The 17,937-nt window shown below is 29.3% G+C and carries 13 protein-coding genes; 4 read left to right on the forward strand and 9 right to left on the reverse strand.

Annotated elements, in window-relative coordinates:
- Positions 1–109: 109 nt before the first annotated feature.
- The 4 genes from cspC to ACTG47_RS11865 all read right to left on the reverse strand — a co-directional run bounded on the left by cspC (position 110) and on the right by ACTG47_RS11865 (position 7,429).
- Complete coding sequence (gene cspC, locus ACTG47_RS11850) at positions 110–1,783, reverse strand: bile acid germinant receptor pseudoprotease CspC (protein WP_479924695.1); 1,674 nt, start codon at positions 1,781–1,783, stop codon at positions 110–112.
- A 9-nt stretch (positions 1,784–1,792) separates the two neighbouring features.
- Complete coding sequence (gene cspBA, locus ACTG47_RS11855; RefSeq protein WP_479924696.1) at positions 1,793–5,188, reverse strand: bifunctional germination protease/germinant receptor pseudoprotease CspBA; 3,396 nt, start codon at positions 5,186–5,188, stop codon at positions 1,793–1,795.
- Positions 5,189–5,390: 202 nt separating this feature from the next.
- Positions 5,391–6,587 (reverse strand): VWA domain-containing protein, encoded by a 1,197-nt coding sequence (locus ACTG47_RS11860; RefSeq protein WP_169465782.1) that lies wholly within the window; start codon positions 6,585–6,587, stop codon positions 5,391–5,393.
- 20 nt (positions 6,588–6,607) lie between these two features.
- Complete coding sequence (locus ACTG47_RS11865; RefSeq protein ID WP_479924697.1) at positions 6,608–7,429, reverse strand: AAA family ATPase; 822 nt, start codon at positions 7,427–7,429, stop codon at positions 6,608–6,610.
- Between the two features lie 464 nt (positions 7,430–7,893).
- Here ACTG47_RS11865 and ACTG47_RS11870 point away from each other — a divergent pair, with 464 nt between their 5' ends.
- Entirely contained in the window at positions 7,894–8,988 is a 1,095-nt protein-coding gene (locus ACTG47_RS11870) for an AI-2E family transporter (protein WP_479924698.1), read from the forward strand.
- 150 nt (positions 8,989–9,138) lie between these two features.
- The gene (locus ACTG47_RS11875; protein ID WP_009890447.1) at positions 9,139–9,495 is read left to right on the forward strand and encodes a hypothetical protein; all 357 of its coding nucleotides are present in this window, start codon (positions 9,139–9,141) and stop codon (positions 9,493–9,495) included.
- A 92-nt stretch (positions 9,496–9,587) separates the two neighbouring features.
- On the opposite strand, the gene eam is transcribed toward ACTG47_RS11875, so the two are convergent.
- Complete coding sequence (gene eam, locus ACTG47_RS11880; protein ID WP_479924699.1) at positions 9,588–10,856, reverse strand: glutamate 2,3-aminomutase; 1,269 nt, start codon at positions 10,854–10,856, stop codon at positions 9,588–9,590.
- A gap of 371 nt (positions 10,857–11,227) precedes the next feature.
- The gene (locus ACTG47_RS11885) at positions 11,228–12,640 is read right to left on the reverse strand and encodes an aminotransferase-like domain-containing protein (RefSeq protein ID WP_479924700.1); all 1,413 of its coding nucleotides are present in this window, start codon (positions 12,638–12,640) and stop codon (positions 11,228–11,230) included.
- Positions 12,641–12,765: 125 nt separating this feature from the next.
- On the opposite strand from ACTG47_RS11885, the gene ACTG47_RS11890 reads away from it, so the two are divergent.
- Complete coding sequence (locus ACTG47_RS11890; protein ID WP_169465772.1) at positions 12,766–13,452, forward strand: aspartate/glutamate racemase family protein; 687 nt, start codon at positions 12,766–12,768, stop codon at positions 13,450–13,452.
- A 155-nt stretch (positions 13,453–13,607) separates the two neighbouring features.
- On the opposite strand, the gene ACTG47_RS11895 is transcribed toward ACTG47_RS11890, so the two are convergent.
- Positions 13,608–15,143 carry a hypothetical protein gene (locus tag ACTG47_RS11895; RefSeq protein WP_479924701.1) on the reverse strand — a complete coding sequence of 512 codons (1,536 nt, stop codon included), beginning with the start codon at positions 15,141–15,143 and terminating at the stop codon, positions 13,608–13,610.
- A 274-nt stretch (positions 15,144–15,417) separates the two neighbouring features.
- On the opposite strand from ACTG47_RS11895, the gene ACTG47_RS11900 reads away from it, so the two are divergent.
- Positions 15,418–16,467, forward strand: coding sequence for a PTS sugar transporter subunit IIC (locus ACTG47_RS11900; protein WP_479924702.1), 1,050 nt, complete (start codon positions 15,418–15,420; stop codon positions 16,465–16,467).
- 48 nt (positions 16,468–16,515) lie between these two features.
- On the opposite strand, the gene ACTG47_RS11905 is transcribed toward ACTG47_RS11900, so the two are convergent.
- Together ACTG47_RS11905 and ACTG47_RS11910 are read right to left on the reverse strand one after the other, a co-directional pair.
- A complete protein-coding gene (locus ACTG47_RS11905) occupies positions 16,516–17,550 on the reverse strand; it encodes a DUF6398 domain-containing protein (protein ID WP_479924703.1) in 1,035 nt (344 codons plus the stop codon).
- 17 nt (positions 17,551–17,567) lie between these two features.
- On the reverse strand, positions 17,568–17,915 hold the full coding sequence (locus ACTG47_RS11910) for a cupin domain-containing protein (protein ID WP_021385151.1): 348 nt from the start codon (positions 17,913–17,915) through the stop codon (positions 17,568–17,570).
- Positions 17,916–17,937 lie beyond the last annotated feature (22 nt).

Consider the following 17,937-nt stretch of genomic DNA (forward strand, 5'->3'; position numbering starts at 1 on the left):
ATCACCTCTATTATTTATTTAGTAATAGTTTTAGCAATTTTTCAAATTAAATTCATAAGTCGAAATTATAATGACTTTTAAATCAATAATTTTTTTAATAGTTTTTCATTTACAAAGTATTTGCTATCTGTTGAATTGTATTTTTCAAATCTAAAATTCCATACCCTTGTGATACATTGGGATATGTATATATATCAAGTTTTGTAGCTCCCAATATTAAATACGTTTTTAAAACTTGTGTAAATAATGCTAACCTTGGTATATTATCTTGTTTTTCTAGATATTCCATTAATAAAGCTAATACACCAGTAACTATAGAACTACTAATGCCTGTTCCAGTTCCAGTATTATATGTTCCGTTTTTGTATGTAGATATTATATCTACACCTGGAGCTACTATATCTGGTTTAATTCCTCTTCCTCTAATTGGACCTTTTGAAGAACCAATCCACATACTATCAGTTTTATTATTGAATGTACCAACTGTTATTACATCATCACTAGCAGCATACATGGTTATTGTAGCAATTGAATCAGGGTCTAAAAATCTTGTATCTGGGGCTATCAAGTTTTTATTTGGTAAATATATATCATATTCCCCTCCTATTATAAGTTCTGAAGTCAATCTTAAAGTCCATACTCCAGGTTTTATATCTGTCAATTTTATCTCCAGATTTTCTTTTCCAGAAGTTATATATGGATAAATAAATCTCATTGCATAAGTAGTATTTTCTAAGTTAAATTTTCCTCTATATACATAAAAATCTGGAGAATACCTTATATCATGACTAACTTCACCTGAAGGAGATATTATCTGTGCTCCTATTTTATCTGGTCCATTTGTATTTAGTGTTATATCAAGTGCATAGTCATCCCCATCTTGTATTATTACATCTTGTACTTCACCTACACTGCTAAATCTACCAGAATAATGAATATCTGTATTCCCTTGATTACCTGCACCACTAACTACTACCACACCAGCACTACTCAATAGATTAAAAGTATCTAATATCGAAGTAGTCGCTACAGCACCTGATTTAACTCCAATAGTTAAATTTATTATTATAGGTCTATTTTCTGTCCTTGCTATATTAGTAACATATGTTATAGCTGCTAGAAAGTCTGAAACACTGTAATTTATCCTTCCAGCGTAATAAGTATCAGTATATGATTTTAATTTAACTACTATTAAGTCTGATTCTGTAGTAATACCTCTATACTGTGAATTTACTCTTCCATTTCCAACCAATATACCAGAAGCCAAAGTTCCAGTACCTATATTATCTTGACTTAAACTCCCATCATTTCTACTTATGGCTATATTTAACTCACTTCTTGTAAATTCACTTCCAAAAATAAAACCTTCTGGAGGTGGATTTGTATTTGCTTCTTGGTCCCATAATTTTAAAACTTTACTACTTCCATCAGCATTTATAAAATCAGGATGCAAGTAATCTATGCCTGAATCTATAACTGCCAATAAAATTCCTCTTCCTGTTATATCATTGTATGGATTTTCATATATATATTCAGTTTCAGCAGCTGTAGTAACAGTTTCTCCATTGTTTACATTGTTAGTTATATCAATCAAACTACTCATAGGAGCAGACTCTTCCCACCACGCTACTTGCAAAATATTATTTAAAATAGTTTCATTAAAATCCATAGGGACATATATTACTGCAAGCTGGCTATTTAAAACCATATACCTGTTTATACCATTTTCTTGGAGTGCAGTCTCTATATCACCTTGATAAATTATACAATAAGATTTTTCCATAACTCCCTCCTACCTTAACACATCAAACATACCTCTAACATCTAAAGAACCATATCCAGCACTTGTGTTTGGATATACTGTATTTAAATTTTTTCTAGCTCCAGCTTGCATAAATGTTTTTACTTTTTGAACATATGCTTGGTTTGGATATCTACCATCAGCAAAAGTATATTGAAAATACATTGAAGCAGCCCCTGCAACATGTGCGCTTGCTGCTGCTGTGCCAGTTATAGTTGCATATGTATTGCCAGGATAAGCTGCTATTATACTAACTCCTGGTGCCACTAAATCTGGCTTCAATCTATTTTCAATAGTTGGTCCTCTCGATGAACTTTGCCATAAACTATTATTGATAGTGTTATATGCTCCTACAGTTATTAAATCATCTTGAATAGCAGGATAATTTATAGTATAAAAAGGGTCAACTTGTCTAAATCTAGTTCCACTTTTTAAAAGAACTCTATTTGGCAAATACAAGTTGTATATACCATTTAGAATATAAACTCCAACTAATCTGATTTTCCATACTCCTCTTTTAGCATTTTTCAAAGTAATATTAGTAAACTGTTGCCCTGAAAAAGTAGTCGGATATACATATGTTATAGAATAATCAGTTCCTTCTAAATCAAATAGACCAGTAACTCTATTGTAACTAGATACCCCAACACTTTTACTTTCTTCACCTGAAGGTGATACTATTATTACATCTGCCTTATCTGGTTTATTTAACCAAAGTTCTAGTGACAATTCTTCTTCCTCTTCACTTAGCTCCAGCTCAATCTCAACAGAGCCACCTGCATGTAGTATCCTTCCAGAGGTATGTGTTTGTGTATTGCCCTCATTTCCTGCCCCCGCTGTTATGCATAGACCTCTAGTAAAGAAAGCTTTTTCACTATTACTTCTATTAGTTAAACCAGCTAAACTACTACTACCCAAAGATACATTTATAACTAATGGTCTTCCGAGTTCAAAAGCCTTTTTATACGCATACTGAGATGCAGCAAATAACATTGCACTATTATAAAAACCATCTATCTTTCCAAGTTTTATTATTATCAATTCAGCATCTTCTGCTATCCCTGCATATTCATTATTCACATTTCCCAACCCTGCACATATGCCACTGAGCATAGTTCCTTGACCGACCTCATCCTGAGATAAACTAGGGTCATTATCTGCAATAGCTCGATTTATATCTTCTCGTGTATATTCTGTTCCAATATAAAAACCTTCAGGTGGACTTCCTTCTTTTGTTTGGTCCCATAGATATACTATCTTTGAAGTTCCATCTGGATAAATGAAATCTTTGTGTAGATAGTCTATTCCTGTATCTGCAATTGCTATTAGTGTGCCTCTTCCTGTTATTGTAATATTAGGATTGTTTTTAAAGAAATTTACACCTATCTCTTCTGTTGCAACTATACCACCAAAAGTCCCTTGATTGATAGTCCCAAGTAGTGACATCTTTATAGTTGATTCTGACCTTATAATTGATGGAAGCTCCAATACCCTTTGTATACTATTATAATCAGAAGTATCTATGGGTAATATACCTAATGAGTCACTTAATTTAATAAACTCAGAATCCATACCTAAAGCATTTAATTCACTTTCAAATTCAGGAGTATGAATTATATTTATTCCTGCCAAAACTCCAGTTTGTCTATTCATATCCTCATTACAAAAACTCTCTAAGCTAATATCCTTTTTTATATTATTATAACCCTCTATAAGTTTATAATTGTTCTCTTCATCTTTAAACGATTTGTTAACACTTCTATATACAATACCATCAGTCTCCAAATCTTGATTTATATTCGATAAAGTATATAAATCTATATCTGCTAAATTTAAGAATCCAAATCCTGATGAATTGTTTGGATAAGATTGATTAGTTAGCCTTCTTGCTCCTCTTAAAAGTAATGCTCTTAGTTTTTGAGAATATAAAAATAAATCATTTCCATTTACAATTCCCCATTCCATAAATAATGAACAGACACCTGTAACATGAGGAGTAGCCATACTAGTTCCACTTAATGCCCCACTTGTACCTCCAGGTAAAAAAGATATTATATCTTCTCCTGGAGCCAATAAATCTGGCTTAAATACTCCCGATTGTGTATCTCCTTCTCCAGAAAATATGGATACTATATCTGTTCTTGAATTGAAACTACCTACTGTTATAACTCTACTTGCTGTCCCAGGAACTGTTACAGTAAGCTCTTGAGTAGGAATTAGAAATCTCGTATTTCTATTTAATCCTTCAGAAGTAGGTAAATATATATTTACATTCCCAGTTACAATGTCTATCGGCTCAAATACAATTCTCCATAGACCTGGATTTATTTGTGTATTTGAACTTAATTGTAGAGTAACTCTCCTTGTAAGAGAATATGGAGCTATAGGATAAAAATAACCAGTTACCCTAGTTTCTCCCAAAGTATTTCTTATTTCACCTGAAGTTAAAGAAATTGATTGTGTTTGGGTATTTGATGGGCTCACCAAATGTACACTAAAATCATCAACAAAATCTGGCCATATATTTATATTTAATATACGTTCCCCTTCTCCAACTATAAACTCAACTTCTTCTGTAGTATTATTTTGGAGTCTAATCCTTTTGTGACCACCTTTATCTGCATTATTTCCAGCTGCTACAACTATATTATTTTTCCAAAATAAACACATATCATCTATATATTGTTCGAATAAGGAAGTTCCTCTATGTGACCCTTCATTACTTCCATAACTTATATTTAATGTAACTGGCATTCTTAATTCTAATGCTCTATCTAAAATAAATTTAATCGCCCTCATGAACTCTGTACTTCTTGAAAAAACATCTGTTTGTATATTTCCTACTCTCACTACTATTATCCTAGCATCGCTTGCAATAGTTGCACATATCCCTCCAACATGTGTCCCATGTAAGCTAGTTGTTGAAATAGGTATATACATATTTCCAGCTATTGCATTATTTATATCTTCATTAGTATATAATGTCCCCTCTCTAAAACCTTCTGGGGGATTACCTTGAATAGACTGGTCCCAATAATATAATATTTTAGACCTTCCATCACTATCTCTAAATACAGGTAGAGTATAATCTATTCCCGAATCGATTATACCAATTATAGTTCCTTTACCAGTTAAACCAGTTCTATTCTTAAATCCTGTTATTCCTGTACTTGAAAAACTTTGAACGTCTTGAGTTTGTAATATGAAAGGTTTTTCTATAAACTCAATTTCTGGATAAGTTAAAAGTGTATTTACATCTTCTTCATTACTTGATGTTATTATTGCATATGATGAATTAAGTATTTCTACTGAGACCCCTAATTCTTGTTCTAATCTCAATATATCTCCATTGTATTTTACAATTAATTCATAATTTATTATAATCACCTCGATTTCTAAAATTATTATTAATGTATATGTTTTCTGTAGGTCTAAAATGTATTAGAGTATATAATTTTTGAGTCTCAATTATACAAACAACTCTTCTCAATGTCATATACTCTTTATAAAACCTTAACTTTTTTAGTAATTAATTGAAAATAAATAATGATGGTACAATTTTTAGTAAATTGTACCATCATTATTTGTTTTACCTTGACACCATTAAATTTTTTAATGCTTTCTCCAAACCCTTTACAGTTAATGGAAACATGTTAAATTCACTTTGTATTAATCTTTGAGTCTGATACCAATAACTAATTGAATCCCATCCATCTCTCAATTCTGGATTTAACCATACAATTTTACTATACTTTCTTTTAAATATTTTTAGCCACTCTATTCCAGGAGTGTAATTGTATGGTCCACGGTAATTACCACCAATATTAAGTAACTCAGTAGGTGACATGGAAGCATCTCCTACAATTATAACTTTATAGTTTTTATCTATATTTTTTAATATCCATTCAGTCTCAATAGACTTGCTTAACCAACATTCAGGTGTTGTAAATAATCTATCATAAAGACAGTTATGAAAATAATATACTTTTACATCTTTAAAATGATTTGATTTACTTACAGACTGAAACAGTGTATTACATAAAGTACTATATCCTCTCATCGATCCACCTGAATCCATAAGTAATAAAAGCTTCACTGTATTTTTTCTTGGCTTCTCAAAAAACAACTTTAAATATCCTGCGTTATTACAAGTCTCTTCAATAGTCTTATCCAAGTCAAGTTCTGTTTTTGGAGCATCTATTCTAGTAGAAAATTGACGAAGCCTTTTTAATGCAACTTGAAACTGACGCATATTTAAAACTTCATCATCTCTAAAGTCTCTATACTTTCTTTCTCCTGCAACTTCCAAAACAGCTCTACCATAGGTTGAATTCCCCCCTATACGTATACCAGTTTGTCCCTTTCCTGAATGACCTAATTCAGAAGTACCTCCTGTTCCTATCCAATAATTACCTCCATTATGTGGAGAATCTTGTTCTTTTATACGTTCTTCTAACTTAGCTCTTAGTTCGTCAAGATTTATATTTGGATTTTGTTCTAGTCTTTCAAATTCTTCTAAATTTATATCTGTTTTATTAAGCCAATTCATAATTTCTTCTGGAATTTCTTCTTGGTGCTCTATTCCTTTAAAATACTCTAAAAACACTGCATCAAACTTATCAAAATCACTTTCACTTTTTATTAAAATCATCCTACAAAGATAGTAGAAATTTGAAAAGTTTGAATAACAAAGACCTTTATCTAATGCTTCGATTAAAGTCATCCACTCATTTAAAGATATATCTAATCCTCTTGCCCTCAATAAATAAAAAAATTTAATAAACATAATTATCCAGCTCCTATTAACTATAAACGTCTTTGCATAGATTCAATATCCTCATTATTTTTAAGTAGTATTCCTGCAAAAGGAACTTCTTTCTCTATTTTTTCAATAGGAATTCCACTCAAAGTTAATGCTTGTATCCAGTCTATTAATTCTGATGTACTAGGCTTCTTTTGTATCTCTTTTAGACTTCTAATCCAATAAAAAGTGGTCATTACTTGTTCTAATAGATGTTCTTCTACCTTATCGAAATGTACTTTTACTATTTCTTCCATCATCTCTTTATCAGGAAATTCTATATAGTGGAATATACATCTTCTCAAAAATGCATCTGGAAGTTCTTTTTCTGCATTTGAAGTTATAATAACTATAGGTCTTTGTTTAGCTTTTACGGTTTCTTTTGTTTCATTTATGTAAAACTCCATTTTATCTAATTCCCAAAGTAGGTCATTTGGAAATTCTAAGTCTGCTTTATCTATTTCGTCTATTAAAAGAATTACTTGTTGATTTGAACTAAATACCTCTCCTAATTTTCCATATTTTATGTACTTACTAATATCATCTACTCCTTCTCCCCCAAACTGACTGTCATAGAGTCTTTGAACAGTATCATATACATAAAGACCATCTTGAGCTTTTGTAGTTGACTTTATATTCCAAATTACTAAATCTTTTTTTAGTTCATTTGAAATCGCTTGTGCAAGCATGGTCTTACCTGTTCCAGGCTCTCCTTTAATCAAAAGTGGTTTTTCAAGAGCAATAGCAACATTAACTGATGCCATTAATTCTGGTGATACCACATAATCACTAGTACCTTTAAAATTGCCTATTTCTTTTTTTATCATAAGTTCTACTCCTTTTAAACAATAATTTTCTAAATGTACATAGACTATATTACTATTTTTTGTTAAAAAATAATAACACAGTACATTTGTATAGTATTATTCTAAAATTCTATATCCAAGTAAAATTACCTCTAAAATATTTAAATTTTATCTTTATTTGTCATAATTAAATGAAATATATATTTAAAAAAACATGAAAAGATAACGTCTTACACAAAATTCTAATTTAATAAACTTACTTTAATCAAAATATCATTTTTTTTAGAATTAAGTTATATTTAAATATAACTTAATTAATTTTAGTCATTTTTAATCATAAATATAGAATTTTAATGTATTTATAATTTCATATTAATCATACTATATTAATACTGCTTTTTATTGTATAATAAGCTATAAATATTAACTTGAGCTTAAATTTAGATATATTTAAATTTAACAAATATAAGAAAGGTTGTGTTGTTTTGCAAGATAAAAAAATTTATTTAAACATTGTACTTACAGTAGTTGTTTCATATATCTTAATTAAAGTTATTGATAACTATAAATACTTCTTTGGAATGGTAAGTCTATTAATGTCACTACTAACACCATTTATAATAGCATTTGTGTTAGCATATATATTCAATCCATTAGTAAAGTTTTTGGAAAGTAAACTAAATTTTAAGAGAATATATTCATTATTTCTTACTTATGGTGTACTCATAGTTATACTAATTGCCTTTATATTATTTACAGTTCCATCCATAGTAAATAGTTTAGCAGATTTGGTATCTCAGGTTCCTACATATATAAATAAAACAGAACAGTTCCTATTTGATTTAGGCAAAAGTTTACAATCAGTAGACCCTAATACATTAAAAGAATATGGCGACAAAATTATGAGCGTAATGCCTAAGTTTAGTAACTTACTTATTGGCTCACTTGGAGGAATATTTAGTACTACATTCTCTGTCGGAAAATTTATAGTACAATTTCTTTTAGGTTTTATAATTTGTTTCTATATATTATTAGAAAAAGAAAAATTCTTATTATTTACAAAGAAGATAGTTTATATTTCTTTGGGTAAAAAGTATGGAGATTTTATAATAGAACTATGCCAGAGCTTGAACTTGAATATTGGTAAATACTTTACAGGCAAGATTCTAGATTCTTTCATAGTTGGAGTACTTTCTGGAATTGGTCTTTACTTTTTAAAATCTGAATATGCACTGTTATTTGGTACACTTATGGGTGTTATGAATATGGTTCCATATTTCGGTCCAGTAATAGGTATGGCACCAGTTGTAATAATTAATTTATTTTCTAATCCAACAACTGCATTAACTTCCTTAATTTATTTAATAATAATTCAACAAGTTGAAGTTACATTTATAGAACCAAAAATCGTGGGTGGACAACTAGGTCTTAGTCCATTTTTCACAATACTAGCAGTTACTGTTGGAGGAGGATTCTTTGGTATACCTGGTATGATTCTATCAGCCCCTGTAATGGGTGTTATAAAGATATATTTCTGTGAATTTGTAAATCGTAGACATGATAAAATACAAATGGAATAAAAATACAATTTAATTACGATTTTGTAATCAAAGGTTACAGCTGTGTAACTGTAATATTATTCTCTTTAATGGTAATATTTAATTATAGGAAACATACAATATTATTAAGTAATGAATCTTATATAATTAAACATGAAAGAGGGTTTTAGTATGAAAAAAGCACTTATATCTTTATTAGTTTTATCTTGTTTGTTATTAACTGCACCAGTGAATGAATCTTCTTATGCTGATTCTCAAAAGAATGTTCCTGTAAGCCAAAATACTAAGTTGACTCAAGAACAAGCTAAAGAACTTTTAGTAAAATACAACAATGAAGTTGATTACATATATCAAGGAAATGCTAGTGATTTCGAAGCATTAAAAGCTAAAAATCTTAATGGTTATGTATTTTTACCAGATGCAGATGGTGACATTGGTTACTTTGTAAATGAAAATACTTCTGAGATATATTACTTCCACCCAAGTGGATACCTTGAATTAGTTAATCAACAACAAAATAATAAATAACTAATAAAAAATGGATGCAAATTAGTATAAATTTAGCATCCATTTTATTTTTATTTTAAAGTTGTTTCTTTTTTTTGCAATTCAAATATTTATTAATCCTGAGCTTGCTCTTTTATAAGTTTCTTTATATCTACAGCAGGTTCATCTTCCATTTTTACAACTTTACCTTCCCATGTTCTAAGCATAACATAATCCGTTCCTTTTGATACAAGGTATTGTGGCAGTAAAGGAGTTTTTCCTCCTCCTTTTGGAGCATTAACTATATATGTTGGTATAGCCATTCCTGATGTGTATCCTCTCAGATATTCCATTATTTCAAGACCATCATCTACTGATGTGTTAAAATGTTTTGTTCCCTTTACATGTTTGCTTTGGAATATATAATATGGCTTTACTCTTATTTTCAACAATTCTTGATTTAAACATCTCATTACAAATTTATCATTATTTATACCATTCAATAACACTGCTTGATTTCCTAATGGAACTCCTGCATTTGCTAGTTTTTCACAAGCTTCTTTAGACTCTTTTGTTATTTCCATTGGATGATTAAAATGTGTATTTATATATATAGGATGATATTTTTTTAGCATATTACAAAATTCATCTGTAATTCTTTGTGGCATTGTAACAAGAGTTCTAGTTCCTAATCTAACATAATCAACATGTGGTATTTCTTTAAGTTGACTAAGAATCCATTCTAAATAATCATCTTTTAATGTGAGAGCATCTCCTCCAGTCACCAACACATCTCTTATTTCTTCATTTTCTCTAATATAGTCTATAGATTCTTGTATAATAGCTTTTGACTTATGAGAATCTTGTTGACCAATATTTCTTCTTCTTTGACAGTGTCTACAATACATAGCACACTCGTTTGTTACATTTATTATTAGTCTATCTGGATATCTTCTTGTTATACATCCTGCTGGATTTGTGTACTCTTCTCCCATTGGGTCTAAATCTTCTTGTTCATCTTCCAATTCTATATGTGTTGGTATAGACAGTAATTTTATTGGGTCGCAGATATCTTCTGGATCTATCAGACTCAAATAATACGGGGATATAGCCCATCTAAACTGTGTACCAACTTCTCTTATATATTCTTTTTCTTTTTTAGTTAAAGTTATAACCTTTGATAAAGTATCTACATCTGTTATTCTATTTGATAATTGCCATTTGTAGTTGTTCCAATCCTCTTCTGTTCCATTTAATAAATTTAATATTTTCTGTTTTCGTTTATTTATCTCTTCTTCTTTTTCAAGCCCTCTGTTAATCGTTTTTCTAGCCTGAATATAATCATCAATTTTTGATTTTAGTTCAGCAGCTCTCTCTAAGGATATTCTAGTTTGTTCATTCATAATTCTTCGCTATCAAAGTTAACTACTCATATTATTTGATAGCATCCTCCTTTCTGATGTGTTTATATCATTCTGATAGGCAGATTTAACTTTGCCATATAGATTTTATAACAAATGAAATTGAACTTATTTTTGCATTTTTTCTGTTATTTTGTGCATTTATGAATATTTTTCCACTTTCGTCAATAAATTACAATATATTATGCATTTTTTTTAACAAATGATTATTTTTTTCTATTTTTAAGAATTATTTTACCATAAAACGATTATATTTTCAAGATTATTGAAGTTAAAATTTTAATAGAAAGTAAAGTATTTCATTAAATAATAAAAGCGGAGGTTTATTATAATAAATTTCTCCGCTTTTTTGTTTATTTAATTAAATTCATAGTAAAATAGCTCTGACTCTTAAGAAGTGATTTTATTATATTCAGGCCTTTTTCCAATTCTTCTATATCTTTTGGAGCTGTTACGCAAATACGAATTGCTTTTGGCACTGTAGAATTACCAACAGAAAAACGTTCAGCACAATATACTTGAACTCCCAGATTTTTTGCACATATTTCAAATGATTTTCCATCTAATTCATCAGGAAGAAGTAACCAACGAAAACTACAATTTTTATCACCAATTAAGTTATAATCTGATAAAATTTTATCAGCAACTTCATTTCTTTTTACAATCTCTTCTTTTTTCTCTTCTATAATTTTATCTATAATAGGAGAATAAAGTAGACGGTGTACTATTTCCGCTGTAAATGGAGAAACCATTAGGTTCATATTATATAGTGCATTTTCTAGATTTTCCATATAGCCTTTTGGAGCAACTACAAATGCTACTCTAAGACCAGCACATAAAAATTTAGATGTACTAAAAATATATACGGTATTATCACTAGCTAAAGAAAATATGGGAGTTTGTATATTAGGTCTAAGAATACTATTTATTGCATCTTCAATAATTATTATATTATACTTTTTTACTATCTCTGCTATTTTTTTACGAGACAGATTAGACATAGAATGCGTTGTCGGATTATGATAGTCTGGTATAAGATATATGCCTTTTATATTTTCATTTTTACAATAACTTTCAAGAGATTCTATTGACATTTCATTATTTTCCTGAGGAATTGGAATCAAATGAATTCCTATCATTTTAGCTATCGATTTAATTCCAGAAAAACTCAAAGAATCTGTAGCAATTCTATCACCAGCTTTAAATAGTCCTAATAAAGTTGCACATATAGCATTCTGACCACCTGTAGATAGTAGTATGTTTTCTTCACTAGTGTATACATTATTTCTTTCTAGCCATTTTGCAATTGATTTTTTTTGCATATATGTACCAGATGGAGACATGTATTGCAAAAACCTATCCATCTCTGGCTGTTTTAATACATTTTTAATAAAATCGATAATATATGTATTTTGCTCATAAGGAGGATGTACTGTACCTAGTTCAATTATATCTTTTGATTGTGTCTGATATAATAATGTATTACTTACATTTACATCCGAAGAAATAAAAGTTCCTTTTCCCACTTTTGCACATATCAGTCCCTTTTCTTCACAAAGTTTAAATGCTCGTGTTATTGTACTCAAATTTAAATCAAGAAAATCTGCTAACTCTCGTTGTGGAGGTAACTTATCTCCAGGATTTAAATTTCCTGTTTTAATATCTTCTTCTAATAACATTGCCAAAGTTTTATATATTGGTGGTTTTCGATTATTTAATTTTGGCTTCCATGTCATAGGATAGTTTTCAAATGAATTTATCGGCATATAATTGCTCCTTTTAGTATAATTGTCCTCCATACAATTTTATTATTGTATGCTTATATTTTAGATGCTATACTTGTATTTGTAAATAGCTATTTCAAAATAAACATAATAAGAGAGGTATAAATATGAAGACTATAGGCTTAATTGGTGGAATGAGTTGGGAAAGTACCATTACATATTACCAAGTTATTAATACAGTAATAAAAGAAAGATTAGGTGGACTACATTCTTCTAAGTGTATACTTTACAGTGTAGATTTTCAAGAAATTGAAGAATGCCAGTCTAGTGGAAATTGGGAAAAAAGTGCCAAAATTCTATCTGATGCTGCAATTAAATTGCAAAATGCAGGTGCAGATTTTATTGTTATATGTACTAATACTATGCACAAAGTAGCAGATAAAATACAAGAAAAGATACATATCCCATTAATAAATATAGCAAATGTAACCGCTGAAGTATTGAAGGAAAAAGAAATAAAAAAAGTAGCTTTATTGGGTACTAAATATACAATGGAACAAGATTTTTATAAAGACATAATTATTAATAATGGAATTGAAGTCTTGGTTCCAAATGAAGAAGACCGTATAATAGTAAACAACACAATATTTAATGAACTTTGTGTAGGAATTGTATCTGAGTCTTCAAAGAAAGCTTTCTTATCTATTATAGATAAATTTGGTAAGCAAGGTGTAGATGGCATTATATTAGGATGTACAGAAATAGGTCTTCTAATCAAACAAAATGATACTTCTATTCCACTATTTGATACAACACTAATACATGCAATAGAAGCTGCATTAAAGTCAATTTAAGATTATATCAATTAATAAAAAATATTTCTTACACTAAAAACTTGAAATTCCTATATATAAAAAAAGGATAGTATGATTATCATCATACCATCCTCTTTTTTTAATGTAATTTTTCAATAAATCACAAACTTTATACTCTTAATTTGTATACAAATCTATCTTACATTTATAACATCACTATTTTGAGAACTTTTTCCATCGTAATTTGCAACAACATAAATATCCATATTTAAATCTCCTTCTGGTATATTTATAGTATGCTCATTACCTTGTATATCACTTTGATACAGTGTAAAGTCTCCCTCTCCATTAGTATTATTTTTTACATATATACTATAGGTACAACCCTTATGAGATACACTACTCCAGTTCACTCTAATAACATTATTCTCTCTATCAACATTAGCTGATATGTTTTCTACTTTCATATCTTGAATATTATTATCATTATTTGAATTTCCATTTCCATTAGTAATATTTATTACATTACTTGGCTTAGTTGTATCCGAATCTTTCTTACCTACAACATAAATATCAAAATCTAAATTTTGATTGTCTTTTATATCCACTTCTATTGTAGCATATACTTTTTGTGATTTTCCTAAATCACTTTCATTTATAGTTATAGATTTGATTTTCTTAAATGATTCTCCTGATAATTTATCTTTAAGATATATATCATAATCAAAGACATCTTTCATATAATCCCACTCAAGCTTAATAATAACTTTATTATTTACTATTTTATGTGAACCCACTAAATTTTGTATATAGTCATTCGTTATAGTTTCTTTAACTACTGTTACAGTTATTATTTTAGATTTATCTCCACAAGTTATCCTTACTCTTTCCTTACCTTCTCTAAGTCCTACAATATTACCATCACCACTTAGACTTATCGCTCTTTCTACAGGTAATTTTGAATCTGCTAACTCATAATATATTTTTGGTGGCTCTAAACCAAGTGGAGAAGTTATTATATCTGGTTTTAATTTTTCATTTTGGTCAACTTCTATTTTTACATCATTCATATTTATTTCAGCAACTCTGGCTTGAATTCTAAATGTTCTCTCTACCTCTTTATTTCCACACTTAGCATATATTGTAGCTTTTCCAACTCCAACTGCACTTACTGTATTTCCTTTAATTTCTAAGACATCTTCATTACTACTCTTATAAATAGGCTTATATGATTTTTTAAATTTATCATAATCAACCTCTATTGTACTTTCTATAGTAGCACTATCACCAACATGTTTTAAATCCCCATTAATCTCCATATCTAGTGACTCTACTTCTGGGTCTACTACTTTTATAGTAGCCTTTTTTAACACTCTTGAATTTTTCATAATACCCACAGAAGAATACCCAACCTTTAATGCTGTCATCTTATTTCCATCTATTTTTAAAGTCCCTGAATTATCCAACACATTAAACCAAATATTTGGGTCTTTAGCATATGAAGGAACCTTGATATATTCGCCAGTAGACAAAGTAACTGTTTCATTTAATTTTACTACATACTTATCTAAATCTTTAACATATTCCCCATCTACAATTTCGATTTCTACTCCCTTTACCATTGGTCTAAGTATTCCAAATTTAAAAAGGTAGTACTGCGCAACAAGCAATATAGGAATAGATATAATTATGGCAATTTTTCTGTATTTCTTATTTTCTACAAATCTCATCTATCCACTTCCTTTAGCCTAATATATAATCATTTGTTTTGTAAGCAATCTACCTAAGTTAAATATTGGGATAAACTGGAAAATTATTATATTTCAGAATATCCCTATACTAATTATAAACCATAAATTTAAAATTTAAAACTAAAATTAGTGTTAATTTCTTACTATTACAATAGTCTAATTTTAGTGAAATAACATTTGTCTTGTCAGCTAAAAAGTTATATAATTAATTCAAAAGAAATTTATACTTGTATTATATGAGGAGGACTTTAAATTGGAAATCAATTACAAAAAAAAAGATTTCAAATCATTTGCTAAAAGAAAAAACATTGAAATTTCTGTTCAAAGGTATCTTATTGATGCGTTAAGTTACATGGCACTCGGTCTTTTTTCTTCCCTTTTAATTGGAACAATTTTTAACACATTAGGAGACAACTTCAATATTTCTCTTTTTACTGAAGTTATAAGCCCTCTTGCTAAACAGGTTACGGGTCCAGCCATAGCAGTGGCTATTGCATATGGGCTTCAAGCACCTCCACTTGTACTGTTTTCTTGTGCACTTGTTGGCGCTTGTGGTAACGAATTAGGCGGTCCTGTTGGAGCATTTGTTGCTACACTTTTTGCTGTAGAGATTGGAAAATTAGTTTCAAAAGAAACAAAAGTAGATATATTGGTTACACCTGCTGTAACAATATTAATTGGAGTACTTGTAGCTCAACTTATTGGTCCTGCTGTTTCTGCATTTATGACTTCATTTGGAAACATAATAATGCAAGCTACAACTATGCAACCTATAATAATGGGAGCTCTAGTCTCTGCACTTGTTGGTATAGCTCTTACATTACCTATAAGTAGTGCAGCTATTTGTATGATGCTTAGTTTAGGTGGTCTTGCTGGTGGAGCAGCAACTGTTGGTTGTTGTTGCCAAATGATAGGTTTCGCTGTTATGAGCTTTAGAGAAAACGGTGTAGGTGGTCTGGTTGCACAAGGGCTTGGTACATCCATGCTTCAAGTTCCCAACATAATAAAAAATTGGAAAATTTGGATACCACCTACTGTTGCTTCAATATTACTTGGACCATTATCTACAACAATATTTAAAATGGAGAATATTCCTATTGGTTCTGGTATGGGTACTTGTGGATTGGTTGGCCAATTTGGAACAGTAACTGCTATGCAAAGTGTTGGAAAAGGAGGTATAACTATGTGGGTTGGTATACTTTTACTTAACTTTATACTTCCTGCTATTGTAACTCTATTAATTTCAGAATTTATGAGAAAAAAAGGATTAATAAAACCAGGAGATTTAAAACTAGATGTATAAATTAAAAACTACTCCTTTTACTTTTATAAAAGTAAGGAGTAGTTTTTTTTATGAAAATTCCAACATCTTTTTTAATAACCAATCTATTGAACCTTTAACATCATTCCAAAGAACTATATTTTCATCATAGTAATATACAGCTTCAGCCTTTTCTTCTTCTGTAACAAATTCTCTACCAAAAGCATTTCGCCAATCTAACAAATATAATCCGATATATTTATTTTTACTTTTAGCAACCTTAATAGAGTCATTTGCTAAAAACATACTTTTATTTTTAAAGTAATAAAGAGCTTTACTGTACATCCATGTAGCAGACTTTTCTTCTTTATAAAGTTCAAATAATTTATTTATTGAAGTTCTATCATTTAATCTAATCAATATATTTAACAGCTTATATCTTATTCCTTGCTCATCATTAGGATTAATTGATATTAAATACTCTAGTACTTTTTTTGACTCATTTAAGTTATCAATACTTTCTAGCTTCCTAGCAATAGATTCAAGTGCTATCATATAGGCTCTAGTAGATAGGCCTTTCCAAAATCCAAGCTCTTTATCTTCTTTAGTAATCATGCTTTTCCCTATATTTACAGCTTCTTCCATATATCTAATTGATTCAATATTACTATTAGCATCTTGTGATAGCTTAATATATCTTTTATACAATATTTTCTTCTTTTCTAAATCTAAATCTATAGACTTGGATTTAGAATTCGTCTCTTTCACCCAAAATTCTACATTAGAAATAGCTATAGTATCTTGATTTAAAAAGTCAATACTACAAACTTCCTTTATCAAAGCTGATTTATTATTTATAGTGTTTAAAGAAACACCTATTTGTTTTGAAAATTCTTTTTTTGTTATATGTAATGGATGCTTCTTATTATATAAAAGATTTTGCTCCAAAACTATATTTAGTATAGCTGAAGACCATATGTCAGCTCTAGAAGAATGAATTGTATCTTTGCTATTATCTAAAAGGTTTTGCAAAATTTTAAAACTTATATCTTTATATTCTTGATTCAAATTGGAGTTGCAAAATCTATTTATCTTGTCTTTAATTTCTTCTATCTTGCTTGTCATGACTTCTCCTCCATAATTTACATATATAAAACTAGTGCTACAAATTCAAGTTCTTCTTCTCCTATATTTTCTATAGAATGTTTTGCGCCATCAGCTGTATACACTACATCACCCTCATTAACTTCTATAAACTCCCCATTATCAAATACTTTCCCTTTTCCTTTTAATATATAGTATACTTCAAAATCCGTTGTATGGTCATGCACACCAATTGAACTTCCTGCTGGTAAAGCTATTCTTTTAAATAGTCTTCCTTTTCCTTTAAGCTCTTCATTTTGTATTATATTTTCAAGCCTAACTTTTCCAATACCACCATTCAAATTTTCTTTTACTTCTACTTGTAATTCAGATTTCTTTCTTATCATAGCTCATCCCACCTGCCAAACA

Source organism: Clostridioides sp. LIBA-6622 (assembly GCF_056716095.1).